The organism is Blastomonas sp. UPD001, from assembly GCF_003426715.1.
Lineage (GTDB): Bacteria > Pseudomonadota > Alphaproteobacteria > Sphingomonadales > Sphingomonadaceae > Blastomonas.
In genome coordinates this window covers 1061305-1083474 of sequence record NZ_QKVT01000001.1, presented here as the reverse complement: position 1 = coordinate 1083474, position 22170 = coordinate 1061305, and the positions used below count along the sequence as shown (strand labels likewise).

The 22170-nt window shown below is 65.0% G+C and carries 22 protein-coding genes and 3 pseudogenes; 13 read left to right on the top strand and 12 right to left on the bottom strand.

The genetic code is table 11. The features are described from left to right. Positions 1-104: 104 nt before the first annotated feature. On the top strand, positions 105-581 hold the full coding sequence (gene greA / locus DM995_RS05335; protein WP_023836660.1) for a transcription elongation factor GreA: 477 nt from the start codon (positions 105-107) through the stop codon (positions 579-581). A 3-nt stretch (positions 582-584) separates the two neighbouring features. Further along, positions 585-1262, top strand: coding sequence for a rhomboid family intramembrane serine protease (locus DM995_RS05330; RefSeq protein WP_116968732.1), 678 nt, complete (start codon positions 585-587; stop codon positions 1260-1262). Positions 1263-1275: 13 nt separating this feature from the next. On the opposite strand, the gene DM995_RS05325 is transcribed toward DM995_RS05330, so the two are convergent. From DM995_RS05325 to DM995_RS05310, 4 genes are all read right to left on the bottom strand, one after another. Further along, entirely contained in the window at positions 1276-1500 is a 225-nt protein-coding gene (locus DM995_RS05325) for a DUF4170 domain-containing protein (RefSeq protein ID WP_023836658.1), read from the bottom strand. A gap of 144 nt (positions 1501-1644) precedes the next feature. Next, entirely contained in the window at positions 1645-2025 is a 381-nt protein-coding gene (locus DM995_RS05320) for a hypothetical protein (RefSeq protein WP_116968731.1), read from the bottom strand. Then, the gene (locus tag DM995_RS05315) at positions 2022-2264 is read right to left on the bottom strand and encodes a hypothetical protein (RefSeq protein ID WP_232824082.1); all 243 of its coding nucleotides are present in this window, start codon (positions 2262-2264) and stop codon (positions 2022-2024) included. The genes DM995_RS05320 and DM995_RS05315 overlap by 4 nt, the downstream gene beginning before the upstream one ends. 62 nt (positions 2265-2326) lie before the next feature. After that, on the bottom strand, positions 2327-2941 hold the full coding sequence (locus tag DM995_RS05310) for a hypothetical protein (protein ID WP_116968729.1): 615 nt from the start codon (positions 2939-2941) through the stop codon (positions 2327-2329). A 226-nt stretch (positions 2942-3167) separates the two neighbouring features. Between DM995_RS05310 and eno the strand changes: the two genes are divergently transcribed. From eno to DM995_RS05290, 4 genes and pseudogenes are all read left to right on the top strand, one after another. Next, entirely contained in the window at positions 3168-4442 is a 1275-nt protein-coding gene (gene eno / locus DM995_RS05305) for a phosphopyruvate hydratase (protein WP_023836654.1), read from the top strand. A 105-nt stretch (positions 4443-4547) separates the two neighbouring features. Next, a complete protein-coding gene (locus tag DM995_RS05300) occupies positions 4548-4859 on the top strand; it encodes an FtsB family cell division protein (RefSeq protein ID WP_023836653.1) in 312 nt (103 codons plus the stop codon). 218 nt (positions 4860-5077) lie between these two features. Continuing rightward, positions 5078-6097 carry a pyruvate dehydrogenase (acetyl-transferring) E1 component subunit alpha gene (gene pdhA, locus DM995_RS05295; RefSeq protein ID WP_232824485.1) on the top strand — a complete coding sequence of 340 codons (1020 nt, stop codon included), beginning with the start codon at positions 5078-5080 and terminating at the stop codon, positions 6095-6097. After that, a pseudogene (locus DM995_RS05290) lies at positions 6097-7453 on the top strand (pyruvate dehydrogenase complex E1 component subunit beta). The gene pdhA and the pseudogene DM995_RS05290 overlap by 1 nt, the downstream one beginning before the upstream one ends. Before the next feature lie 39 nt (positions 7454-7492). Here DM995_RS05290 and DM995_RS05285 read toward each other — a convergent pair. The 3 genes from DM995_RS05285 to DM995_RS05275 are packed head-to-tail and all read right to left on the bottom strand — an operon-like array spanning position 7493 to position 10955. Next, positions 7493-8368, bottom strand: coding sequence for a TadE/TadG family type IV pilus assembly protein (locus DM995_RS05285; protein ID WP_116968728.1), 876 nt, complete (start codon positions 8366-8368; stop codon positions 7493-7495). Continuing rightward, positions 8365-8907, bottom strand: a complete 543-nt coding sequence (locus DM995_RS05280) for a TadE/TadG family type IV pilus assembly protein (protein ID WP_232824080.1) — start codon at positions 8905-8907, stop codon at positions 8365-8367. Before DM995_RS05280 ends, DM995_RS05285 begins: the two co-directional genes overlap by 4 nt. A 53-nt stretch (positions 8908-8960) precedes the next feature. Then, positions 8961-10955, bottom strand: coding sequence for a TadE/TadG family type IV pilus assembly protein (locus tag DM995_RS05275; protein ID WP_116968726.1), 1995 nt, complete (start codon positions 10953-10955; stop codon positions 8961-8963). 127 nt (positions 10956-11082) lie between these two features. Between DM995_RS05275 and DM995_RS05270 the strand changes: the two genes are divergently transcribed. Together DM995_RS05270 and DM995_RS05265 are read left to right on the top strand one after the other, a co-directional pair. Beyond that, positions 11083-11742 (top strand): squalene/phytoene synthase family protein, encoded by a 660-nt coding sequence (locus DM995_RS05270; protein ID WP_116968725.1) that lies wholly within the window; start codon positions 11083-11085, stop codon positions 11740-11742. A 26-nt stretch (positions 11743-11768) separates the two neighbouring features. Continuing rightward, the gene (locus DM995_RS05265) at positions 11769-12218 is read left to right on the top strand and encodes an EF-hand domain-containing protein (protein ID WP_023836646.1); all 450 of its coding nucleotides are present in this window, start codon (positions 11769-11771) and stop codon (positions 12216-12218) included. Here DM995_RS05265 and trmFO read toward each other — a convergent pair whose 3' ends face one another. After that, positions 12219-13589 (bottom strand): methylenetetrahydrofolate--tRNA-(uracil(54)-C(5))-methyltransferase (FADH(2)-oxidizing) TrmFO, encoded by a 1371-nt coding sequence (gene trmFO / locus DM995_RS05260; RefSeq protein WP_116968724.1) that lies wholly within the window; start codon positions 13587-13589, stop codon positions 12219-12221. Positions 13590-13686: 97 nt separating this feature from the next. On the opposite strand from trmFO, the gene DM995_RS05255 reads away from it, so the two are divergent. From DM995_RS05255 to DM995_RS05245, 3 genes are read left to right on the top strand one after another with little or no spacing between them, the layout of a single operon-like run. After that, positions 13687-14358, top strand: a complete 672-nt coding sequence (locus DM995_RS05255; protein ID WP_116968723.1) for a lysoplasmalogenase — start codon at positions 13687-13689, stop codon at positions 14356-14358. A 31-nt stretch (positions 14359-14389) separates the two neighbouring features. Further along, positions 14390-14617: an AbrB/MazE/SpoVT family DNA-binding domain-containing protein gene (locus tag DM995_RS05250; RefSeq protein ID WP_116968722.1), complete on the top strand. Its 228-nt coding sequence runs from the start codon at positions 14390-14392 to the stop codon at positions 14615-14617. 1 nt (position 14618) lies between these two features. After that, positions 14619-15008 carry a type II toxin-antitoxin system death-on-curing family toxin gene (locus DM995_RS05245; protein WP_116968721.1) on the top strand — a complete coding sequence of 130 codons (390 nt, stop codon included), beginning with the start codon at positions 14619-14621 and terminating at the stop codon, positions 15006-15008. Positions 15009-15011: 3 nt separating this feature from the next. Here DM995_RS05245 and gyrA read toward each other — a convergent pair whose 3' ends face one another. From gyrA to DM995_RS05230, 3 genes and pseudogenes are all read right to left on the bottom strand, one after another. Further along, positions 15012-17699, bottom strand: coding sequence for a DNA gyrase subunit A (gyrA, locus tag DM995_RS05240; protein ID WP_116968720.1), 2688 nt, complete (start codon positions 17697-17699; stop codon positions 15012-15014). Positions 17700-17839: 140 nt separating this feature from the next. Further along, positions 17840-18163, bottom strand: a pseudogene (locus DM995_RS05235) (Rossmann-fold NAD(P)-binding domain-containing protein); the annotation flags it as partial. Positions 18164-18211: 48 nt separating this feature from the next. Further along, a complete protein-coding gene (locus DM995_RS05230; protein WP_116968719.1) occupies positions 18212-18970 on the bottom strand; it encodes a YaaA family protein in 759 nt (252 codons plus the stop codon). 232 nt (positions 18971-19202) lie between these two features. On the opposite strand from DM995_RS05230, the gene DM995_RS05225 reads away from it, so the two are divergent. Then, positions 19203-20543 carry a hypothetical protein gene (locus DM995_RS05225; protein ID WP_157973082.1) on the top strand — a complete coding sequence of 447 codons (1341 nt, stop codon included), beginning with the start codon at positions 19203-19205 and terminating at the stop codon, positions 20541-20543. An 80-nt stretch (positions 20544-20623) separates the two neighbouring features. On the opposite strand, the gene DM995_RS05220 is transcribed toward DM995_RS05225, so the two are convergent. After that, on the bottom strand, positions 20624-21091 hold the full coding sequence (locus tag DM995_RS05220; protein WP_031317654.1) for an Lrp/AsnC family transcriptional regulator: 468 nt from the start codon (positions 21089-21091) through the stop codon (positions 20624-20626). 295 nt (positions 21092-21386) lie between these two features. Here DM995_RS05220 and DM995_RS05215 point away from each other — a divergent pair. Next, positions 21387-22170 (top strand): annotated as a pseudogene (locus tag DM995_RS05215) (hypothetical protein); the annotation flags it as partial.

The window sequence follows — 22170 nt, the reverse complement described above, 5'->3', positions numbered from 1 at the left end:
CCCCGACAAGTCGTTACCCTGACGCGGCCCCGTGCGAGGGCCGCTAAAGGCATTATTGTCGGACGTTCGGCTTCGCGTCAGCCAAGGATGAAGGGATATGCCGAATGGCAACCGTCGATAAGCTGCCGATGCTGGCAGAAGGATATGAAAAGCTCTCGCGCGAGCTGAAGGCGCTCAAGGAAGAGCGTCCGCTGATCGTCGAGGCGATCGAGGAAGCGCGTGCGCATGGCGATCTTTCGGAAAATGCCGAATATCATGCCGCCAAGGAACGCCAGGGCCAGGTCGAGGCGACCATCGCCGATCTCGAAGGCAAGCTGAGCCGCGCGCAGATCATCGATCCGACCACGCTTTCGGGCGACAAGATCGTGTTCGGCGCGACCGTGACGCTGCTCGACGAAGACGACAAGCCGGTCAAGTACCAGATCGTCGGCGAAGCGGAAGCGGACGCGCGCAAGGGCCGGATCAGCTATTCGAGCCCGCTGGGCCGCGCGCTGATCGGCCGCCAGCTCGACGACGAGGTCGAGGTAAGCGTGCCTTCGGGCGACAAGTTCTACCTCGTGTCCAAGATCGAGTTCATCTGAACCATGCCCGCCGTGCCGCAGCGGTCGGCAACCAACTTTCTCGTGATCGCCAATGTGCTGGTCTGGCTGGTGGGCTTTACCACCGGCTGGACCGAGCCGATGCAGGTCGAGGGCGGGTTCTGGTCGGCGCGGCTGCATGACACGCTGTACGGCCATACCAGCGCGCTGCCGGTCGATTTTCCGTGGATCGTCCCGGTCTGGCTGACCCCGTTCACCTCGGCGTTTCTGCACGCCGGGCTGTTCCATCTCGCCATGAACATGCTGGTGCTGGTTGTGATCGGCCGGCTGGTCGAAATGGCGCTCGGCTGGGAACGCTATCTGCTGCTCTATGGCGCAGGGATCATCGCCGCCGCCGCCGTCCATTATGCAATCGATCCGACGGCGCTGGTGCCGGTGGTGGGGGCCAGCGGCGCGATCTCGGCGCTGCTCGCCGCCTATTTCCTGCTTTTTTCACGCCGCAAGCCGCCCGCGATCGGCCCGGTCCCGCAGCTTGCGGTGCACATGGCCTGGCTGATGGCGGTGTGGACCGGCATTAACCTGCTGAGCCAGTATGCCTTTGCGGGCACCGCGCTGGGCATTGCCATCTGGGCGCATATCGGCGGCTTTGCGGCAGGACTGCTGCTCGCCGTGCCGCTCGTGCGCAGCCACCAGGTCCGGCGGCCGCGTCACGACATTCCCTGAAACGGCCGACGCTTCAGCCTGCAGGCGTTTCTTCGGGGTCGAGCAGGCGGTGCAAGTGCACGATCACGTAGCGCATTTCGGCATCGTCGACGGTGGCCTGCGCCTTGCTGCGCCAGGCTTCCTCGGCGCTGGCATAATCGGGATAGACGCCGACAAGGTCCATCTTGTCGAGTTCGCAATAATCAAGGGTTTGGGGGTCGCTGACGCGTCCGCCCATGACGAGGTGAAGTTTGCTCATGTGAATATGCGTCCCTGACAGATGAACCGGATGCCGGGTGGCATCCTCTCCTGTGCGAGGGGCCGTTGCGTGCCGTGCCCCATCGCGTTGCTGCGGCGCGCCATAATGCGGTTGCGCGGGATTTTCCAGCCCTGTCGCGCGCGTTCAGCGCTTGCCGGGCTTGTGTAGCGCCTCGCGCGCCTTCGCGGCCTGGTGCCTGGCCTGGTCGGCCAGCGGCGCGACGGCCTTACCGACAGGCTTGCGCGCCAGGAACAGCCCGCCCAGCAGTCCGGCCAGCGCGAGCTTGCCGCGGTGCGCCCAGGCGAGACCCGCTGCCGTGTCCGCCGCGTCGCCAATCTTTTCCGCAGCAGTGTGAATAGCCTCATCGCGCAGATTGGCAGGAGCGAAACGGTCCTTGGCGCGAGCAAGCGCCTTCTGCCACTGGCTACGCGCCGCCAGACGGCGCGCGGAGACCTCGGCCAGGCTCTCGGCGCCATCATCCTCGTGGCCATGATCGTGCGGGGGCGTTTCGACGGGTTCGGTCATGCAGAGGCTTTCGGCTCTTCGGAAGGAACATCCTCGCTGGCGAACAGCGCGCCGACCCTGCCGATGCGCCGCACCGCCAACCAGAAGGCGATCGCCGCCAGGGCCAGCGTGCCGAGCACGGTTGCACCCATCGCGCCCCAGGCACCGAGATAGGGGATCAGCGCGATCATCGTGCCCACGACGAGCGCACCCAACGCGCAGCCGATCAGCACCAGCCCGACAAAGACCAGCACCGCCATGGCGCGCACCTGGCGCCCGGCGGCGGCCATGCGTGCCTTCTGGAAACTGATCTCGGCGTCGATCAGCTCGCGGCCGTCGGCATAGAGGCCATGCAGCTGCTCAAGCAGGCCGGGCGTGTCTCCCACCGCCTCACCAAGACGAATTCGCGCGTGTCCTCGGCGATTTCCTCGACCGGCTTGGCGCGCAGCCGTTCGGCCGCATCGGTTACGCTCTGCGCCGCGCTGCGGGCATAGTCGCCATATTTGGGACCGATATTGTCATCGATCGCGCCGGCGCTGTCGTTCAGGATCTGCGCGATGCTGTTCACGGCGTCGCAGGCCATGTCCTTGACATCGCTCGCCACGTCCTTGGCCTTGCCGCTCACGTCTTCGGGAATCATTGCGCTTACCTTTTCGGAAACCTGCTGGAATGCGTTGCTCGACTGCGATGCGACGGTGGCGCCGGCGGCCGCAGCACCGCTCGATACCAGGACCGCGCTGTTCGGGGTGGGGGTGATGTCGGGCTTTTCGGCGTTCGTCTCGCCGGGCTTGGGCGCAGTCTTGCGCTTGGGCGCGGCGGTCTTCGTGGATGCAGCCCCGGTCTCGCCATTGGCACTCCCCGCCTTTTTGGCACGTGGCTTCTTCGGCGCGGCTTCGGCCCCCGATTCTGCTTCGGGCTTCGTCTCTTCTTCGGACATGAATTCCTCCTCAAGCTTGAGGGCAGACGCATGAAGCGCTGCCACGGTTCCGCTTGCCCAAGTTATATTCTGGCCTGTCCGGGCATATTTTCAAGCGCTTTCGCAGGCGCAGCAAGCCGACTTTACACGGCGGGGCGGCGAGCGCCTGCAACGGTTGCAAACCGACGGTCCAGCCCCTAGAGGGGCGGCAGATTTCCACCCCCGACAACCGGAGAGAGTGCCGCTTATGACCGCGATCATGGACATCCACGCCCGCCAGATTCTCGACAGCCGCGGCAATCCCACGGTCGAGGTCGATGTGCTGCTCGAAGATGGCAGCTTCGGGCGCGCGGGCGTGCCCTCGGGGGCGTCGACGGGTGCCTATGAGGCGGTCGAGAAGCGCGACGGCGACACGTCCATGTATCTCGGCAAGGGCGTGACCCAGGCGGTCGACATGGTCAACAGCGAGATTTTCGAGGCGATCGTCGGTCTGGACGCCGAAGACCAGCGCGATATCGACATGGCGATGATCGCATTGGATGGCACCGAGAACAAGTCGCGCCTCGGCGCGAACGCGATCCTGGGCGTCAGCCTGGCGGTGGCCAAGGCCGCTGCCGACGCGCGCGGCCTGCCGCTCTACAGCTATGTCGGTGGTGTCTCCGCACACGTCCTGCCGGTGCCGATGATGAACATCATCAATGGCGGCGAACATGCTGACAACCCGATCGATTTCCAGGAATTCATGATCATGCCGGTCGGCGCGGACAGCCTGGCCGAGGCGGTGCGCTGGGGTTCGGAAATCTTCCATACGCTCAAGAAGGGCCTGCACGAAAAGGGTCTGGCGACCGCGGTCGGCGACGAAGGCGGCTTTGCCCCCAATCTCGCCTCGACCCGCGCTGCGCTCGATTTCATCATGGCCTCGGTCGAAAAGGCCGGGTTCAAGCCCGGGGAGAACGTGATGCTCGCGCTCGACTGCGCCGCCACCGAATTCTTCCGCGACGGCAAGTACGAGATCAGCGGCGAGGGGCTTTCGCTCTCTCCGAGCGAAATGGCCGATTATCTCGGCAAGCTGTGCGCCGAATATCCGATCCGCTCGATCGAGGATGGCATGAGCGAGGACGATTTCGAGGGCTGGCTCGCGGTCACCGAGCTGCTCGGCAACAAGGTGCAGCTGGTCGGCGACGACCTGTTCGTGACCAATCCCGAGCGGCTCGCCATGGGCATCGAAAAGGGCCTGGCGAACAGCCTGCTGGTCAAGGTCAACCAGATCGGCACGCTCACCGAAACGCTCGAAGCCGTGAACATGGCGCATCGCGCAGGCTACACCGCAGTCATGTCGCACCGTTCGGGCGAGACCGAGGATGCGACCATCGCCGATCTCGCGGTCGCCACCAACTGCGGCCAGATCAAGACCGGCTCGCTCGCACGCTCGGACCGGTTGGCCAAGTACAACCAGCTCATCCGCATCGAGGAAGAGCTGGGCGCATCGGCGCATTATGCGGGTGCTGCCATCTTCCGTTGAGCAAATCCGATTTTGTTCCACGACTTGTAAGCCATTGATCGCATATTTGATTCGGGCTGGCCGTTTCGGCTTGCCAGCCCGAATCAATTGTGATTCAAGGGACCGATGTCGTCCCGCAAACCTGTCATAAAACCCGCGAAAAAGGCGATCGCGCCGGGCATCTCGCTCGTCGCGCTGCTCGCCATTGCGGCCTATGCGCTGCTGGGGCCGACAGGCGTGCTCGCCTGGGGCGATTATCGCCAGCGGCTCGAGGTGCAGAAGGTCGAGCTCGCGCGGCTGCAGAAGCAGCGGGACGCGCTGCGCAACCGGGTCAACCTGCTCGACCCCAAGGCGGTCGATCCCGATCTGGTGAGCGAGCTGGTCCGCCGCGAGCTCAATGTCGCGCATCCCGACGAGGTCATCGTTCCGCTGAAATAAGCGACGCCGCAAAAGCATCGATGCTGCGGGAATATTGCGCAAAAACCGCCTTGGCCGTTGCGTAAACCTTTGCTCTGCTTCTATAGGAAGGGGGTCAATCCTCCCCCTGCCGCATGGCACTGATCCATCAGCGTGAAAGGTTTTCCGTCTTGGTCAAGACACCCGCTGCAAAGCCCGTTCGCAAACCGCCCGCAAAGGCCTCATCGAAAGCTCCGGTCCTGCCCGAAGAGGGCAGCAATCATCCGCGTCCGCGCAACCCCGAGCGCTATGAGGCCAGCCAGGAGGAACTGCTGCACTTCTACAAGGAGATGCTGCTGATCCGCCGGTTCGAGGAACGCGCGGGCCAGCTCTATGGCCTGGGCCTGATCGGCGGCTTCTGCCACCTCTATATCGGCCAGGAAGCGGTCGCGGTCGGCCTGCAATCGGCGCTCGAGCCGGGCAAGGACAGCGTCATCACCGGCTATCGCGACCATGGGCACATGCTGGCTTATGGCATCGATCCCAAGATCATCATGGCCGAACTGACCGGCCGCGGCGCGGGCATCTCGCGCGGCAAGGGCGGGTCGATGCACATGTTCTCGACCGAGCACAAATTCTATGGCGGTCACGGCATCGTCGGCGCGCAGGTGCCGCTGGGCGCGGGCCTGGCCTTCGGACACAAATATTCCGAGGACGGCGGCGTGTGCATGGCCTATTTCGGCGATGGCGCGGCGAACCAGGGCCAGGTCTATGAAAGCTTCAACATGGCTGCGCTGTGGAAGCTGCCGATCATCTTCGTGATCGAGAATAACGGCTATGCCATGGGCACCAAGGTGTCGCGCAGCAGCGCCGAGACCGAATTCTACCGCCGCGGCGATTCCTTCCGCATCCCCGGCATGCAGGTCAACGGCATGGACGTGCTCGAGGTGCGCGGTGCGGCCGAGGCGGCGCTCGAATATGTCCGCGCCGGCAACGGCCCGCTGCTGATGGAACTCAAGACCTATCGCTATCGCGGCCATTCGATGTCCGACCCGGCCAAGTATCGCAGCCGCGAGGAAGTGCAGAACGTCAAGGAAAAGTCCGATCCGATCGAGGCGGCCAAGGCGGAGCTGCTCAAGATGGGCGTGAGCGAGGACGCGATGAAGGCGATCGACAAGGAAATCCGCACGATCGTCAGCGAGGCGGCGGACTTTGCCGAAACCTCGCCCGAGCCGGATCCGTCCGAACTGTATACCGATGTGCTGGTGGAGCAATATTGATGGCCATCGAACTGAAAATGCCTGCCTTGTCCCCGACCATGGAAGAGGGGACCCTGGCCAAGTGGCTGGTCAAGGAAGGCGATAGCGTCGCTTCCGGCGACATCCTGGCCGAGATCGAGACCGACAAGGCGACGATGGAATTCGAGGCGGTCGACGAGGGCACGATCTCGAAGATCCTGATCCCCGAAGGCACCGACAATGTGAAGGTCGGCGCGGTGATCGCGCTGATCGCGGGCGAGGGCGAGGACGCGTCGGCGGACCACCGAACCCGAACCCGAAGCGGCCAAGCCCCCGACCGAGAATGTCCAGATCGTGCCCGAAACGCCCAAGCGCGCGCAGGTCAGCGATCCGGCGATCCCCGAAGGCACCGAGATGGTGCCGACCACGGTGCGCGAGGCGCTGCGCGATGCGATGGCAGAGGAAATGCGCCGCGACGAGCGCGTGTTCGTGATGGGCGAGGAAGTCGCCGAATATCAGGGCGCGTACAAGGTCACGCAGGGTCTGCTCGAGGAATTCGGCGCGCGCCGGGTGATCGACACGCCGATCACCGAATATGGCTTTGCCGGCATCGGCGCGGGCGCGGCGATGGGCGGCCTGCGTCCGGTCATCGAGTTCATGACCTTCAACTTCGCGATGCAGGCGATCGACCATATCATCAACTCGGCGGCCAAGACCAACTACATGTCGGGTGGCCAGATGCGATGCCCGGTGGTGTTCCGCGGTCCCAATGGCGCGGCGAGCCGCGTCGGTGCGCAGCACAGCCAGAATTTCGGCCCCTGGTATGCCAGCGTGCCGGGCCTGATCGTCATCGCGCCCTATGACAGCGCCGATGCCAAGGGCCTGCTGAAAGCTGCCATCCGCACCGAGGACCCGGTCGTGTTCCTCGAGAACGAACTGGTCTATGGCCGCACTTTCGATGTGCCCAAGCTCGACGATCACGTCCTGCCCATCGGCAAGGCGCGGATCATGCGCGAAGGCAGCGATGTCACCATCGTCAGCTATTCGATCGGCGTGGGTGTCGCGCTCGAAGCGGCGGAGAAGCTGGCGGCCGAAGGCGTGGACGCCGAGGTCATCGACCTGCGCACGCTGCGCCCGCTCGACACCGAGACCGTCCTGCAGAGCCTGAAGAAGACAAACCGCATGGTGGTGGTCGAGGAAGGCTGGCCGGTCTGCTCGATCGCGTCGGAAATCTGCGCGGTGGCGATGGAGCAGGGCTTTGACGATCTCGACGCGCCGGTGCTGCGCGTGACCAACGAGGACGTGCCGCTGCCCTATGCCGCGAACCTCGAAAAGCTGGCGCTGGTCGACAGCGCCCGCGTGATCGCGGCGGTGAAGAAAGTCACCTACAAGGGCTGATGACGACGGACCGGGCGGTGCTGCACCGCCCGGTCCGTATCAGATCTTCACGCAGACAAGGCCTGCAACGCAGATACCCTTGTTGTTGCCCTTGCCGGCATTGCCGTCGAGTACACCGTCCTTCATATCATTCTGCTTGGCATTATCTGCCGCTGCGTTCGCTGCGGCGATCTCGGCATCGCTGGTCTGCGGCAGGATGGCGTCATACTTGTCGCAGGTCGACTTGCGCGCGGCGGACACGTTGTCCGACGGCGGCTTGCCGATCTCGCGCGCGTCGCGCACGGTATAGGCGGCTTCCTGGTGGAGCTCCTTGTCTTCCATGAACATGTTGCCGAACAGCGGTTCGTAGACATAGGTCAGTTCGACATACATCACCGCCGTGCCGGTGCTTGCCGCGATCTTCTCGCCCGGCGGGCCCATGCCGGCAAAGCTCGTGCCGGTCTTGCCGGTGCCCTCGGGTCCATAGTCGGAATCGTCGAACAATATGCCCTTGCAGCGCTGCCACATGATCGTCTGGCCGCCATTGGCGTTGACCTCGAGGCTCGACAGCACGGTGCGGCCATCCTGATAGATGCCCGCCGCCCCCGCCTGGATCGCCGCCGCCTGGAACACGTCGTTGATCTGGTCCTCGCTGATCACCTTGGCACCCAGGGTGGAATTGAGCGTTCCGATACGCGAAGCATTGTCGGCCATGTTGAGCGCGATCTGGCTCATCTTCATCTGTGTGATCGCGAGATTCGATACCTCGACGCCATAGAAACCCAGGCCGATGAAGATCGGCAGCGAAAAGGCGAACTCGATCAGCGCCAGGCCCGAGCGATCGCGCTTCAGCCGGCGCGCCAGATCGCGGGTCCGGGTGACGAAGCCGGGCCGCGCCTTCGCGGCGGGGGCAGCAACAACAGCGGCGGTCATCATGTGCAGATCACCTGTTTGGTTTCGGCATTCTGGCTGGCATAGGGCTGGTTGCGCAGCACGGTGGCGGACTTGAGCGTCGCCTCGCCGGGCAGCCCGACCAGCGCATAGAGCGGGAACTTGCGGTCATAGGACATGCGCACCTCGTACAGCACGACGTCGCGCGCACCGCCGACCCCGACCTTGCCGAGGTCCCGGTCCCACACCGCGTTGGCGTTCTCGTCGGTGAAGCACTCGCCCGCATCGCGCTGGCCGTTGCTGTTCTTGTCCTCGAAATCCTCGGGCAGGCCAACCTTGGCAAAGTCGCGATAATTGCGGCGGGTATAGGTAAAGGTTGCATCGGCCGCGAGCGCGCCCAGGTTTTCCTTCACCTTGGAGTCCAGATTGGCGATGTTCATCGTGCCCGTTTCCAGCGCGGCGTCGCGCCCCGCCTTTTGCACCGCGCCATCGAGGATGGCCTTGGCATAGACGGTGTATCCAAGGTCGAACACGCCCAGCAGCAGCATCAGGAAGGTGGGCGCGATCAGGCCGAACTCGGTCACGGTTACCCCGCGCCGATCCCGGCCTGCTTGGCGAATGAAGGCGGGAAAACGCATCACTGGGTCAACCTCAGTTCCGAAATCTGCTTGGCGATGTTCTGGAACGCCGTGTTGAGCTGCGAGCTGTTCGCCGCGGTGAACGAGCTGCCGCTGCTGGAACAGGTCGTCATGTCGGTGGTCAGCGTGGTGCCGAAGGCGATCACCCACAGGCGGATGCCCTTGGACTTGATCGCCTCGCAGATCGCCAGATACCGCCGGCGCTGCCGCTCGAGCTGTGTCGGATCGTTGCTGCCGCCGGTGACGCGCCGGTCGTACATCTCGACACCATACATGCTGGCGACAAAGTCGTAGCTGGTCAGCTGACCGTCGGTCATGAAGATCATGTGGCGGCTGACCGATCCGGGATTGCCTGGATTGGCATTGACCGTCGACTGGAAGATGCCCTGCGGCGAAGCCAGGCGCGCGCCCCAGAGCAGCCCGACATCGTGATAGGTGCCGCCCACCGCGACCAGATTGTTGACATAGGTCTGCACCTGATCGCGCGTCATGGTGGCGAGCAGCGTCGCCTTGCTGGGACAGGCGGTGTAGCCGCTGCCCTTGTCCTTGATCTTGGTTCCGTCGTTGCGGAAGAAATAGACCTCTTCCCAATAGGGGCGCCATTTCGTCGCAGCACTGTTGGGTGCCGCGTCGATGTTCAGGTCATGCGCGTTCAGGCTGCCATCGGCGGTGATGCCGCTCGACGTGCTGGCGAAATTGGCCGCGGCGAGCGTGTCGCGTTCCTCGATGCAACCGCCCCAGCGGCTGGTGCTGCCATCGACCTCGCTGGGCGTGGTGACCGCGGGGTTGGCGGATTTGATCGACTGGACAAAGGCGCGAACCGGGAAGCTGTACTGGCCATATTCCCAGTGCGAGAACGTGGCACCAGCCTGCCATGTCGCGGACTGGGTGACCGTGGTCGTCTCGATATTGCGCTGCCGCACGCATTGCCGGTTATTGGTTCCGCTCCAGGATGGCGCTGCGCCCCCCCAGCTATAGGCCGTGTAGGTGATCCTCGTGGTCACATTACCAGAGGTCTGCGTGCTTGGGTTGTTTGGCGGGTTCGGACTGAAGCCGAAGAGCCAGCCGACATTGTTGCCGTAGTTGCCGCAGTTGGTGCGGGAGATGTTCGTGCCTCCGCCGCTGACCGAGCTGTGCGGGCGGTTCGGACAGGCAAAGGACTGGTTGCCACCATAGACCTGGCAGTCGACCGAATTGGTCGTCGTGCTGATATTCCAGATCGGCCGCCGCGACTGATAGGCCCAGGTATCGCCGGTCGTGCCGCCGATCAGCCACTGCTGATTGGCGTCATAGAGCAGTTCGCCGACATTGACGTTGGTCGAATAGGGCACGAACGAATAGCGGATGCGCGCGTTGCTGCCCGACGAGGCATTGGCCAGCGTGTCGTAGAAGCTCATCACCGAATTGCGCAGCGCGGTGATCTTGACGATCGATCCGCCGCTGCCATCGGGGATGGTGTCCAGCATCGATCCGGTGACGTCGAGCACGAACGTCGTGTCAGTGTTGGTCAGGTTGAGTTCGGCCTGGCAGTTGACGTCGATGTCGATCGTTTCCTTGCCGAACATGCCCATGATCGTGGTCGGCATGACCGCAGACGCGGTGCCGGTGACCTGGCTGGTGCCGGAAACGTTGGTGGTGTTGAACGTCACATCGGTGGTGTCGTTATAGCCCGGCTGATAGTTGACGTCGAAAAAGTCCCGCGCCTGTGCCTTGGCGGCATCGGTATAGCTGGCGGCGGCCATCGCGCGGCGACCGGCGAGAACGCCGGCGTCGCATGCGTGCTGCAGCCGCGACTTGACCATATAGGCACGGCTCATGTCCACCGCGCCGCCGATCATCGCCGCCATGGGCAGGATGCTCGCGGCCAGAATGGGGAGCACGTTGCCGCGCTTCGATGCGAGCAGCCGGTTCAGCACCGGGCGCGCGCTGGCCTTCGCGGCATCGTGCCGCGCGCTGATGCCAGAGCGCTGATCTTCGGTGTGGCGGATGGTCATGATGTGGTTAATGCCCCTTAGACGCAGCCTGCCTTGTATCGGGACAATGGTAAGCAGCCCTCAAAGGGAGATGGTTAAGCCCAAGTTTACCTTGATTTGGCGCGGTAATTGCGGGACTGCGCGCGCCATGGCCCCAACCGAAACCTCCGTTTCGCCGCTCGTGACGCTGGCCGGCAGCTATGGTGATCGCGAGGTGCGCGACTGGGCCAGGGCGCTGTTCGCCTTCGATGCACAGATGGCGGGGATCGTGCTGCCGGCGCGCGAGCCGATGCTGGCGCAGATCCGTCTGCAATGGTGGCACGATATGCTCGCCAAGCCGGCGGCGGCGCGTCCGTCGGCCAATCCGGTGCTGGCATGCCTGGCCCCGCTCGAGGCGGAAGGGCTGGTGCTTGCCGAAGCTTTGGGTCCCGTGATCCGCGGCTGGGAGGCGGCGCTCGAGATCGAGGACAGCGCCGCCGTGGCCGATTTTGCCGAGGGCAGGGGGCAGCTGTTTGCGGCCTTCGCAAGCCTGGCGGGCGGGGAGGCCGGCGATCTGACGCGCATCGGCCGCGCCTGGGCGCTGTGGGACATGGTGCGCTTCCACCGGCGCACGCCCGCGCTCGATACGGCCTTTGCGGCGGTCGATACGCAGGCGCTGGCGCGGATCGGCTTGCCCGCACGGCTGCGCCCGCTTTCGATCATCGCCCGCGCGGTGCGGCTTGACATCGCCCGGGGCCGGTTGGATCGTCCCTGGGCCGGGCCTGGCCTGTTCGTGCGGCTGGTCTGGCACGGGCTGACCGGGTGGTGAGCGGCTGATGGCAAGGAGGCAGGGGGATGCGGATCCTTTTCGGCGGACTGGCGGCGATCGCCCTGCTGGTCGGCGGCTTCTTCCTCATCCGGGCGCAGCAGCAGGATGACGAGCTGGCCGAGATTGCCGCGCCGCCCCCAGAGCCTCAGGACAGCGGCCTTCCGATGGCCGATCCCGGCCAGATGCGCGGTCCCGCGCCGCCCGAAGCCACCGAATTGACGCGCGAGGAACGCCGCTTCGCCCGGTTCGACCGCAATGCCGACCGCATCATTACCCGCGAGGAACTGCTCGCCAGCCGCACCAAGGCGTTCAAGGCGCTCGACAAGGACGGCAACAATCTGCTGACCTTCGAGGAATGGGCGGTCGCGACCTCGGATCGCTTCGCCCGGGCCGATGGCGACCGCAACGGACGCCTGTCGCCCGAGGAATTCGCCACCACCCGGCCCAAGCGTCCGGTGCAGCGGTGCAAATGCTGATTATTCGGCGGCGACGGCCTCGCCGGTGCCAGCCAGCCAGCCTTGCAGGTCGGCGCGCGCGCGCGAGGTGTAAGCCTCCTTGCGCTGCTTCTTGTGCACCTTGTCTTCCGGCGGCGGGAACAGGCCGAAATTGACGTTCATCGGCTGGAAGTCGCTCGCTTCGGCCCCGCCGGTGATATGGCCGAGCAGCGCGCCGAGTGCGGTCGTCACCGGCGGCGTTTCGAGGCTGCGCCCCTGTAGTTCGGCCGCGGCAAAGCGCCCCGCCATCAGCCCGACGCTCGCGCTTTCGACATAGCCTTCGCAGCCGGTAATCTGCCCGGCAAAGCGGATATGCGGGGCCTTGCGCAGCCGCAGCTGGCCATCGAGCAGGCGCGGCGAATTGATGAAGGTGTTGCGGTGCAGCCCGCCCAGCCGCGCGAACTCGGCCTTTTCCAGCCCCGGAATGGTGCGGAACAACTCGACCTGCGCGCCGTGCTTGAGCTTGGTCTGGAAGCCGACCATGTTCCACAGCGTGCCCAGCTTGTTGTCCTGGCGCAGCTGCACCACCGCATAGGGCCAGCGCCCGGTGCGCGGATTGTCGAGCCCCACCGGCTTCATCGGACCGAAGCGCAAGGTGTCCACGCCGCGCGCGGCCATCACCTCGATCGGCATGCAGCCCTCGAAATAAGGGGTGTCCTTCTCCCACTCCTTGAACTCGGTCTTCTCGCCCTCGATCAGCCCGCGATGGAAGGCCAGATACTGGTCCTTGTCCATCGGGCAGTTGATATAGTCCTTGCCGTCGCCTTCGGGCCCGACCTTGTCCCAGCGGCTCGCCATCCAGCAGATGTCCATGTCGATGCTGTTGCGGTGGACGATCGGGGCGATGGCATCGAAGAACGCGAGCGCGTCCTCGCCCGTCGCCGCGCCGATCGACTGGGCGAGCGACATCGCGGTCAGCGGGCCGGTGGCGATGATCGTCGGGCCTTCGCTCGGCAGGCTGTCGATCCGCTCGCGCACGATGCGGATATTCGGGTGCTCGCTCAACGCCCTGGTGACGATATCGGAGAAGATGTCGCGGTCGACAGCCAGCGCCGAGCCTGCGGGAACCTTGGCCTTGTCCGCCGATGCCATGATCAGCGAATCCAGGGTGCGCATCTCCTGGTGGAGCAGGCCGACCGCGTTGCGATCGGCATCGTCGGAGCGGAAGCTGTTCGAGCAGACCAGTTCGGCCAGGCCATCGGTCTGGTGCGCGGGCGTCATGTCGCCGCTGCCGCGCATTTCGGACAGGCGCACCTTCACGCCCGCCTGGGCGAGCTGCCATGCCGCTTCGGACCCGGCGAGGCCCCCGCCGATGATGTGGATCTGGTGCTGGAAATCGTCGCTGTTGCTCATGCGGGTGCAGATAGCGTGTGCGATGGCATTTGCCCAGCTTGCGCATGATCCTCTTTCGGTGCCATCAGGGGGGCGGACGCAAACCGGGTGAGAGCACATGGTCGTCAAGCGCGCACTGGCGGAATCGCGGCCCTGGCTGCTGCTGAGCCTTGTCGCGGCGATCAGCTATTATTTCGTCAGCGATGCGCCGATCCCGGGACTGTACCTGATGTTGTGGAAGGGGCTGGGCGTCGGCTTTCTCGCGGTGTTCGCCCTTGCGCGCCACCATTCGCGCGACGGGCAGCTGATCGGCGGCGTGATGGCGCTGGGTGCGATCGGCGACATGGCTATCGAGATCGACATGATCTATGGCGCGCTCGCCTTCATGGCGGGGCATGTCGTCGCGATCTGGCTCTATGCGCGGCACCGCCGGGCGAGCGTCACGTTCAGCCAGCGGCTGTTCGCGCTGCTGCTGGTGCCGGGCGTGGTGCTGATCGCCTGGGCGCTGCCGATCGACCGGAGCAGGGCAGGGGGCATCGCCTTGTACAGCCTGTTCCTGGCGGTCATGGCGGCGATGGCCTGGACCAGCGATTTCCCGCGCTATCGCGTCGGCACCGGCGCGCTGTTGTTCGTCGCCTCGGACCTGCTGATCTTCGCCCGGCTGGGGCCGCTCGAACGCTCGATAATTCCCGAATGGCTTATCTGGCCGCTCTATTATTTCGGCCAGTTCCTGATCTGCACAGGGGTGATCCAGAGCCTGCGTCACAGGGACCCACGGCTCGCCGGTTGAAGCCCGGACGCACGCGTGTTATAACATTCGTATGAACAAGCCTCTCAAACTCATCAAGATCGGCAATTCGACCGGCGTCATCCTCCCCAAGGACGTGCTGGCGCATCTCAACGTTGCGCAAGGCGATGAGGTGTCGGTGGTCAAGCAGGCCGATGGCATCGCCCTCAAATCCGCCGATCCGGATTTCGACAAGCAGATGTCGGCAGCGCGCGACGTGATGGCGCGCTATCGCAACGCGCTGCGCGAACTGGCCAAGTGAGGTGGCTGACTGGATCTGGGTGCGGCAGGATGTGGTCCTGGCCCTGCACGACGAGCAGATTGCCGAGCATGGCGGACTGAGCGGCATCCGCGATCCCGCACTGGTCGAGAGCGCGCTGGCGCGCCCGCTCAATCTTGCAGCTTATGGGGAGCCCGATGCAGCTGATCTGGCGGCGGCTTACGCCTTTGGCCTGGCGCGAAACCATCCCTTTGCCGATGGCAACAAGCGCAGTGCGGCCGTGGTCGCGTTGACCTTCCTGTTGCTCAACGGTGTCGCGTTCGAGATTACCGAGGCGGAACTTGTCGTCATGACATTAGCGCTCGCCGCAGGCGACCTCACCGAGGATGAGGTCGCCCGCTGGTTTCGCGATCATATCGTGCCGCAGCGCTGAGGCTTATTCGCTCGCCGGCTCGGCCGTTTCTTCGGCCACGTCGCCGTTTTCCTCTTCCGCGATGCGCGCGGCGCTGACGACATGCTCGTTGTCGGCGACGTTGAACAGGCGCACGCCCGCCGAGTTGCGGCCGATGACGCGCATGGTCGAGAGGCTCAGGCGGATGAGCTTGGCCTGATCGGTCACCAGCATCAGCTGGTCCGACTGATGCGCCGGGAAGCTCGCCAGCACCGGGCCGTTGCGCTCGATATTGTCGATATTGGTGATGCCCTGGCCGCCGCGACCGGTGCGGCGATATTCATAGGCCGAGGACAGCTTGCCATAGCCATTGGCGCAGACGGTGAGGATGAACTGCTCGGCCTCGGCAAACTTCTGCATCCGTTCGGGCGAGAGCGTCGGCTCGGCGTCATTGCCCTTCCAGGGCGCGGCGCGCAGATATTCGTCGCGCTCCTCGGTGGTCGCATCGAAGCCGCCCAGGATCGACAGCGAGATCACCTCGTCGCCTTCGCGCAATGTCATGCCGCGCACCCCGGTCGAGGTGCGGCTCTGGAACTCGCGCACATCGGTTGCGGCAAAGCGGATCGCCTTGCCCTGGCGCGTGGCGAGCAGCACGTCGTCGCCCTCGGTGAGCAGCGCGACACCGATCAGCCGGTCGTCCGACCCCTCGTCGAAGCGCATCGCGATCTTGCCGTTCGTGGGCACGTTGGTGAACGCATCCATCGAGTTGCGCCGCACCGTGCCGTTGGCGGTGGCGAACATCACGTGCAGATCGGCCCAGGTATCTTCGTCCTCGGGCAGCGGCAGCACGGTCCGGATGGTCTCGCCCTGCGCCAGCGGCAGCAGGTTGACCATCGGCCGTCCGCGCGTCGCCGGGCCGCCTTCGGGCAGGCGCCACACCTTTTGGCGATAGACCTTGCCGTGCGTCGAGAAGAACAGCACCGGCGTGTGCGTCGAGGTGACGAACATGCTGGTGACGGCATCCTCGTCCTTGGTCGCCATGCCCGAACGGCCCTTGCCGCCCCGCGCCTGCGCGCGGAAGGCATCGAGCGGGGTGCGCTTGATATAGCCCTGCAGCGTGACGGTGACGACCATCTCTTCGCGCTCGATCAGGTCCTCATCGTCGATGCCGTCGGCTGCCGGCGCGATCTCGGACAGGCGCGGCGTGGCGAACTCGCTCTTCACCGCAATCAGCTCGTCGCGCAGCACCTGGTACAGCTTGGCGCGGTCGCCCAGGATGGCCAGAAATTCCTCGATGCTCGCGGCAAGCGCCTTCAGTTCGTTGCCGATCTCGTCGCGGCCCAGAGCGGTCAGCCGATGCAGGCGCAGGTCGAGGATCGCGCGCACCTGAATGTCGCTGAGCGTATAGGTATCGCCCTCGATCTCGGCCTCGATCGCCTCGACCAGCCGGATATAGGGGGCAATCTCCTCGATCGGCCATTGTCGCGCGATCAGCGCCGCACGCGCTTCGGCGGGCGAGGCGGAGGAGCGGATGATCCGCACCACCTCGTCCATGTTGGTCACCGCGACGACCAGGCCGAGCAGGATATGGGCGCGGTCGCGCGCCTTCGCGAGCTCGAACTTCGTGCGGCGGGTGATGACCTGCTCGCGGAAGCGGACGAACGCCTCGATGATCTCCTTGAGCGGCAGCACTTCGGGGCGGCCGCCGCGGATCGCCAGCATGTTCGCCGGGAAGCTCGACTGGGCCGGGCTGTGCCGCCAGATCTGGTTGAGCACGACTTCGGGCGTCGCATCGCGCTTGAGGTCGATGACGACGCGCACGCCTTCGCGGTTCGATTCATCGCGAATGTCGCTGACGCCCTCGATGCGCTTGTCCTTGGCGGCTTCGGCGAGCTTCTCGACCAGGCTGTTCTTGCCGAGCTGGAACGGGATCGAGGTGAGCACGATCGAGCGGCGGTCGCCCCGGCCTTCCTCGATCTTGTGGCGCGCGCGCATGATGATCGACCCGCGGCCGGTCGAATAGGCGTTGCGCACGCCCGCCTGGCCCAAAATCAGCGGCGCGGTCGGGAAGTCGGGGCCGGGGACGATCTTCATCAGATCTTCCAGCTCGATCATCGGGTTGTCGATCCACGCCAGGCACGCGTCGATCACTTCGCCGAGGTTATGCGGCGGAATGTTGGTCGCCATGCCGACCGCGATGCCGCCGGCGCCGTTGACCAGCAGGTTCGGGAAGCGCGCGGGCAGCACCTGCGGCTCGTCGCGCGACCCGTCATAATTGGGCGTGAAGTCGACCGTGTCCTTGTCGAGATCGTCGAGCAGGCTGTTGGCGACCTTGGCGAGGCGCGCCTCGGTGTATCGCATCGAGGCCGGCGGATCGGGGTCCATCGATCCGAAATTGCCCTGGCCGTCGATCAGCGGCACGCGCATCGACCAGTCCTGCGTCATGCGCGCCAGGGCGTCGTAGATCGCGCTGTCGCCATGCGGGTGATAGTTGCCCATCACGTCGCCGACGATCTTGGCGGACTTGCGATAGGGGCGCCCGGCGACGAAGCCGCCCTCCTGGCTGGCGAAAAGGATGCGGCGGTGGACGGGCTTCAGGCCGTCGCGGACATCGGGCAGGGCGCGGCTGACGATGACCGACATGGCATAGTCGAGATAGCTCGACCGCATCTCGTCGACGATGTCGATGCGTTCGATTTCACTGGGTTCCGCTGGTGCGGTGGTATCGTTCATTCCATGCGCCTTTTATGCCTTTTGTGACGCTTTCGCGTCAGGATCGGCTCTAGGCGACGGAGTGCGGAAAAGCCAGCTTTTGCGGGCGTTTTACGGGTATTTTTCAACAGGAAAAACAGGCGCTTGGCGGTGCGCCAAGATCAGGGCTGGATGGCGCTGCCGTCAAAGGCGAAGATACCGCCCGAATCGGCCGGAGAAAGCCGGTCGAGCACGTCGAGCATCATGGCTGCGCTCTGGTCCGGGTCGAACAATTTGCCTTCGGCGACATTGGCCTGGAAAGGCTTGCTCAAGCCCGTATCGACCGTGCCGGGATGCAGCGCGACGGCGATCGCCTGGTCGTTGCGGCGGCCCCATTCGATCGCGATGTTGCGGATCGTCATGTGCAGCGCGGCCTTGGCCGCGCGATAGCCGTACCAGCCGCCGAGCCGGTTGTCCGAGATGCTGCCCTTCGGCCTGGCGGACAAACGCCGCGCCGATGCCGCCCGAGGCTCCGATAATGACGCTGGTGCGGCTCACGCGCGCACGAACCGCCACACGTCGTTGTCGCTCGCCTCGGCATCGAAGCGATAGCCGTCGCTGTCGAAGCCCTTGAGCGCTTCGGGATCGCCGTGCCGGTGCTCGCACAGGAAGCGCGCCGCCATGCCGCGTGCGCGCTTGGCATCGAAGCTGACGAAGCGCGGGCCCTTGGGCCCCTGCTGACGGAAATCAGCGGTGATGACGCGGATGCCGCGCTTCGCCAGCCCCTTGTCGGCGGCGGCGAAATATTCCTGACTGGCGAGGTTCACCACGGTATCGCTCCCGCTCGCGGACAGATCCTCGGCAATGGCGGACGCGATCCGGTCGCCCCAGAAAGCCACGAGCGAACTGTGGCGCGGCGCCCAGCGCGTGCCCATTTCAAGGCGATAGGGCCGGATGCTGTCAAACGGTCGCAGCAGCCCGTATAGCCCTGACAGGATACGCACATGATGCTGGGCGAAGTCGAGCGCGGGCTCGTCGAGCGTCTTCGCCTCCAGCCCGGTATAGACATCGCCGTTGAAGGCGAAGGCGGCAGGCCGCTCGGGCTGATCGAAAAAGCCGCGATAGCGCGCATAGTTGAGATCGATCAGCGCATCGGACACCGGCATGATCTGCTTCATCTTCGCCTTGCTCAGCCGCGCGGCGGATTTCACCAGCCGCTCGGTCTCGGGCTCGAAGCGCGGCGGGCTAGGCGCGACGGCGGGGGCAGGCGAATCGAAATCCAGCGATTTGGCGGGGGACAGCAGGATGATCATGACGGCCAGCGCATAGACCAGCGACGAACCGATGCAAAGGCCGTCGGAGGCGCCGGAGCGAAGTTAACTTTCGGCGCCGCGCGTGCGCCACCATCGGCTTTTTGGACAGGAACCGCAAAGGTCGTTGTCCGTTCCTGCCAGAGTCATTAAGGACGGCTTCATCAACCGGCCGCCAAAGGCTGATACGTGATCGGCAGCTCTAGCTTTGCCGTGTTTTAGTTCGGAGGATAACATGCGTCGCATTTCCCGTTTCAACATGGCCCTGATGCTGGCACTCGCCGGAACCACCGCCGTCTCGCTGGCGCTGCCGGTCGATGGTGCCTTTGCCCAGCGTACGGAGAAGAAGGGCAAGAAGGGCAAGGAAGAAGCGCCGCAGATGGAGCTGAGCGCCGAGTTCCGCAACGCCTTTGCTGCCGCACAGACCGCCTTTGGTGCCAATGATTTCGTCACCGCCGAAACCAAGCTCAATGAAGCCGCCGCCGTCGCTGCCAGCGCCGACGAGAAATATCTCACCGGCAAGATGACGCTGCAGATCGGCCTTAAGAAGAATGACGAGGCGATGCAGATGAAGGGCATCGAGCAGGCACTGACCAGCGGCAAGGCGACCGAAGCCGAAACCAAGACCTTCAACAGCTTCATCGGCGAAAAGGCGCTGCTCAAGAACGATTTCGGCCGCGCGCGCCAGTATCTCACCGCCGCCGTGCAGGCGGGCCAGAACAGTCCGGTCAACCTGTTCCAGCTCGCCGAGGCGCATTTCGGCGAGGCGATCGCCAAGTCGGGTGGCCGCAGCATCGATGCTGCCAACGCGCCGGTCGCGGCAGCGGGTCTGCCCTATCTGCAGCGCGCGGTCGAAGGCGACCTGGCCGGTACCAAGCAATATGCGGCGAGCTGGGCGAAGCGCGGCTTCCAGATCGCGCGCGCGACCAAGAGCGACAGCAGCGTGTTCGCCAATCTGCTGCTGCGCGCCGATGGCGGCAAGGGTGCATGGCATGAGGTCGTCCAGGCGGTCCAGGCCGACAATCGCAGCTTTACCAGCGAGCAGAATCTCGACGCAATGCGGCTGCTGCGCATGGCGGGCGGCATGACCAGCGCCAGCGACTATCAGGAATATATCGAGGCCGCCGGCGCCGCGCGTCGCCCGACCGAGGTGATCGCGCTGATCGAGGAAGGCAAGGCTGCTGGCATCATCACCGACGGCAATGCCTATTTCAAGGATGCGCTGACCACCGCCAACGGCGCGCGCGGCGAATATGTCGCGACGCTGCCCGAATCGGTGCGCGATTCGCGTGGCAAGGCGACCGCGACCGTCACGCTGGCGACCGCCGACGCGCTGCTCGCCAACAAGCAATATGCCGAGGCCGAGGAACTGGCCGCGCTCGCGGTCACCAAGGGTGCGACCGACAAGGAGCGCGCGCTGATGATCCAGGCGATCGCGCAGGTGGCGCAGGGCAAGTACGATCCCGCGCGTCAGACGCTGACCGGCGTCACCGGCGTTCGCGCGCCGCTTGCCAAGCTGTGGACGCTGTATATCGACCAGAAGTCGGGTGCCGGCGCGGCGGCTCCGGCCGCCTGACCTTTCCCGAGGCACAGAAACGAGAAAGGCAGGCTGGGCCGGGCGCCCCGCCTGCCTTTTTCATGTCTGCTCGCTGCGGCCTATTCGTCGAGCGGGACGCCCGGCTGCTGCTTGCTGGTGCGGATGGTCAGAGAGGTCTTGACGCTGGCGACATTGGCCGCCGGGGTCAGTTTCGAAGTCAGGAAGGCCTGGAATTCCTGAAGGTCGCGCGCGACGATCTTCAGGATGAAGTCGATCTCGCCGTTGAGCATATGGCATTCGCGCACCTGGGGCAGCGTGCTGACATGTTCCTCGAACGCCTTGAGGTCGCTTTCGGCCTGGCTCTTCAAGCTGACCATCGCGAACACCGTGATCGCAAAGCCCAGCTTTTGCGGATCGATATCGGCATGATAGCCGCGAATGATGCCGGCTTCCTCCAGCGCGCGCACGCGCCGCAGGCAGGGCGGTGCGGTCAGGCCGACGCGGCTCGCAAGCTCGACATTGGTGATCCGCCCCTCATCCTGGAGCCGGGTCAGCAGCTGCCGGTCGATATGGTCCAGACTTGACACGATTTTTCCCCTGGCTTTGATCGGCAGATGCACGTGCTGGAGATGCCTGGGCATCGCAAGACACGCGCATACTGCGGTATTTGGGCGTGCGGCAGAAATAATCCGCAACATCACGCCACCTACCTATAATATAATTATTCGGTAACGCAATTGTCCCACATTGCGACGCGACAAAAAGCGCCCTTTCGCGGGTGAAAGGACAGGGCTATCCCTTGTCTCCACCGGTCGGCTGCGTGTATCGGACACGCCCCGCCGATCCGGACTGTCGGGCTATCCAAGGACCATTTCCAAGCCGATGCGCTATGACGACCGCCTTTCGACCGTTCTGGCTGGCAGCGTTCCCACCGGCGCGGCTGCGGTGGCGCAATATCGCCAGCTGGTCGATCTGCTGGGGCAGATCGGCGGCAACGATCTCGACGCGCGCCATGCGCCCGCGCTCGCCCGGATCCACGAATTGCGCAGCAGCGTCAGCGAGGCCGATCGGCTGCTGACGGTGCAATGCCTGTCCGGGCGGCTGGTCTCGCCGGTGCTGGTCCAGTATCTCGCCTCCGAACGGCCCGATATCGCAAGCGCCGCGATCCGAGCGGCGCGGCTCGACGATGCCAGCTGGGCGGCCCTGGTCCCCGCATTGCCGACGCGCGCGCGAGGTTTCCTGCGCCACCGCCGCGATCTCGGCCCGCGCACCCAGGCGCTGCTTGACCAGCTGGGGCTTTACGATACCGCGTTGCCCGCCGCCGAGGTTCTGGTGGCAGCCGAGACTGCGGCCCCCGTCGCGCCGGAGCCGGTCGCTGATGCTTCCGAAGCCGCCGAAGCCGAACCTGCCGCGCCGCCGCCGGTCGAAGCCGAAGCGATCCGCGAACCCGAGGTCGCGAGCGAACCCGAGCCTGACCCGCTGGCGCTGGTCGAAGCCGAGATCGAACCCGAACCGATGGCCGAACCTGAGCCGGCACCCGTCCCGGTGTCCGCTGGCCCGCAGAGCATCGGCGAGATCGTCAAGCGGATCGAGGCGCTGCAGGAGGTCCGCATCCGCCAGGCGATGGAGCAGGAGCCGCCGCGTCGCGATGGCTGGCAGCAGCTCG

Excerpts from the sequence above, each read along its gene's own strand:
- greA (WP_023836660.1), top strand. The coding sequence starts at position 105 with ATGGCAACCGTCGATAAGCTGCCGATGCTGGCAGAAGGATATGAAAAG.
- DM995_RS05330 (WP_116968732.1), top strand. The coding sequence starts at position 585 with ATGCCCGCCGTGCCGCAGCGGTCGGCAACCAACTTTCTCGTGATCGCC.
- DM995_RS05325 (WP_023836658.1), bottom strand. The coding sequence starts at position 1,500 with ATGAGCAAACTTCACCTCGTCATGGGCGGACGCGTCAGCGACCCCCAA.
- DM995_RS05320 (WP_116968731.1), bottom strand. The coding sequence starts at position 2,025 with ATGACCGAACCCGTCGAAACGCCCCCGCACGATCATGGCCACGAGGAT.
- DM995_RS05315 (WP_232824082.1), bottom strand. The coding sequence starts at position 2,264 with ATGGCGGTGCTGGTCTTTGTCGGGCTGGTGCTGATCGGCTGCGCGTTG.
- DM995_RS05310 (WP_116968729.1), bottom strand. The coding sequence starts at position 2,941 with ATGTCCGAAGAAGAGACGAAGCCCGAAGCAGAATCGGGGGCCGAAGCC.
- eno (WP_023836654.1), top strand. The coding sequence starts at position 3,168 with ATGACCGCGATCATGGACATCCACGCCCGCCAGATTCTCGACAGCCGC.
- DM995_RS05300 (WP_023836653.1), top strand. The coding sequence starts at position 4,548 with ATGTCGTCCCGCAAACCTGTCATAAAACCCGCGAAAAAGGCGATCGCG.
- DM995_RS05285 (WP_116968728.1), bottom strand. The coding sequence starts at position 8,368 with ATGATGACCGCCGCTGTTGTTGCTGCCCCCGCCGCGAAGGCGCGGCCC.
- DM995_RS05275 (WP_116968726.1), bottom strand. The coding sequence starts at position 10,955 with ATGACCATCCGCCACACCGAAGATCAGCGCTCTGGCATCAGCGCGCGG.
- DM995_RS05270 (WP_116968725.1), top strand. The coding sequence starts at position 11,083 with ATGGCCCCAACCGAAACCTCCGTTTCGCCGCTCGTGACGCTGGCCGGC.
- DM995_RS05265 (WP_023836646.1), top strand. The coding sequence starts at position 11,769 with ATGCGGATCCTTTTCGGCGGACTGGCGGCGATCGCCCTGCTGGTCGGC.
- trmFO (WP_116968724.1), bottom strand. The coding sequence starts at position 13,589 with ATGAGCAACAGCGACGATTTCCAGCACCAGATCCACATCATCGGCGGG.
- DM995_RS05255 (WP_116968723.1), top strand. The coding sequence starts at position 13,687 with ATGGTCGTCAAGCGCGCACTGGCGGAATCGCGGCCCTGGCTGCTGCTG.
- DM995_RS05250 (WP_116968722.1), top strand. The coding sequence starts at position 14,390 with ATGAACAAGCCTCTCAAACTCATCAAGATCGGCAATTCGACCGGCGTC.
- gyrA (WP_116968720.1), bottom strand. The coding sequence starts at position 17,699 with ATGAACGATACCACCGCACCAGCGGAACCCAGTGAAATCGAACGCATC.
- DM995_RS05230 (WP_116968719.1), bottom strand. The coding sequence starts at position 18,970 with ATGATCATCCTGCTGTCCCCCGCCAAATCGCTGGATTTCGATTCGCCT.
- DM995_RS05225 (WP_157973082.1), top strand. The coding sequence starts at position 19,203 with ATGCGTCGCATTTCCCGTTTCAACATGGCCCTGATGCTGGCACTCGCC.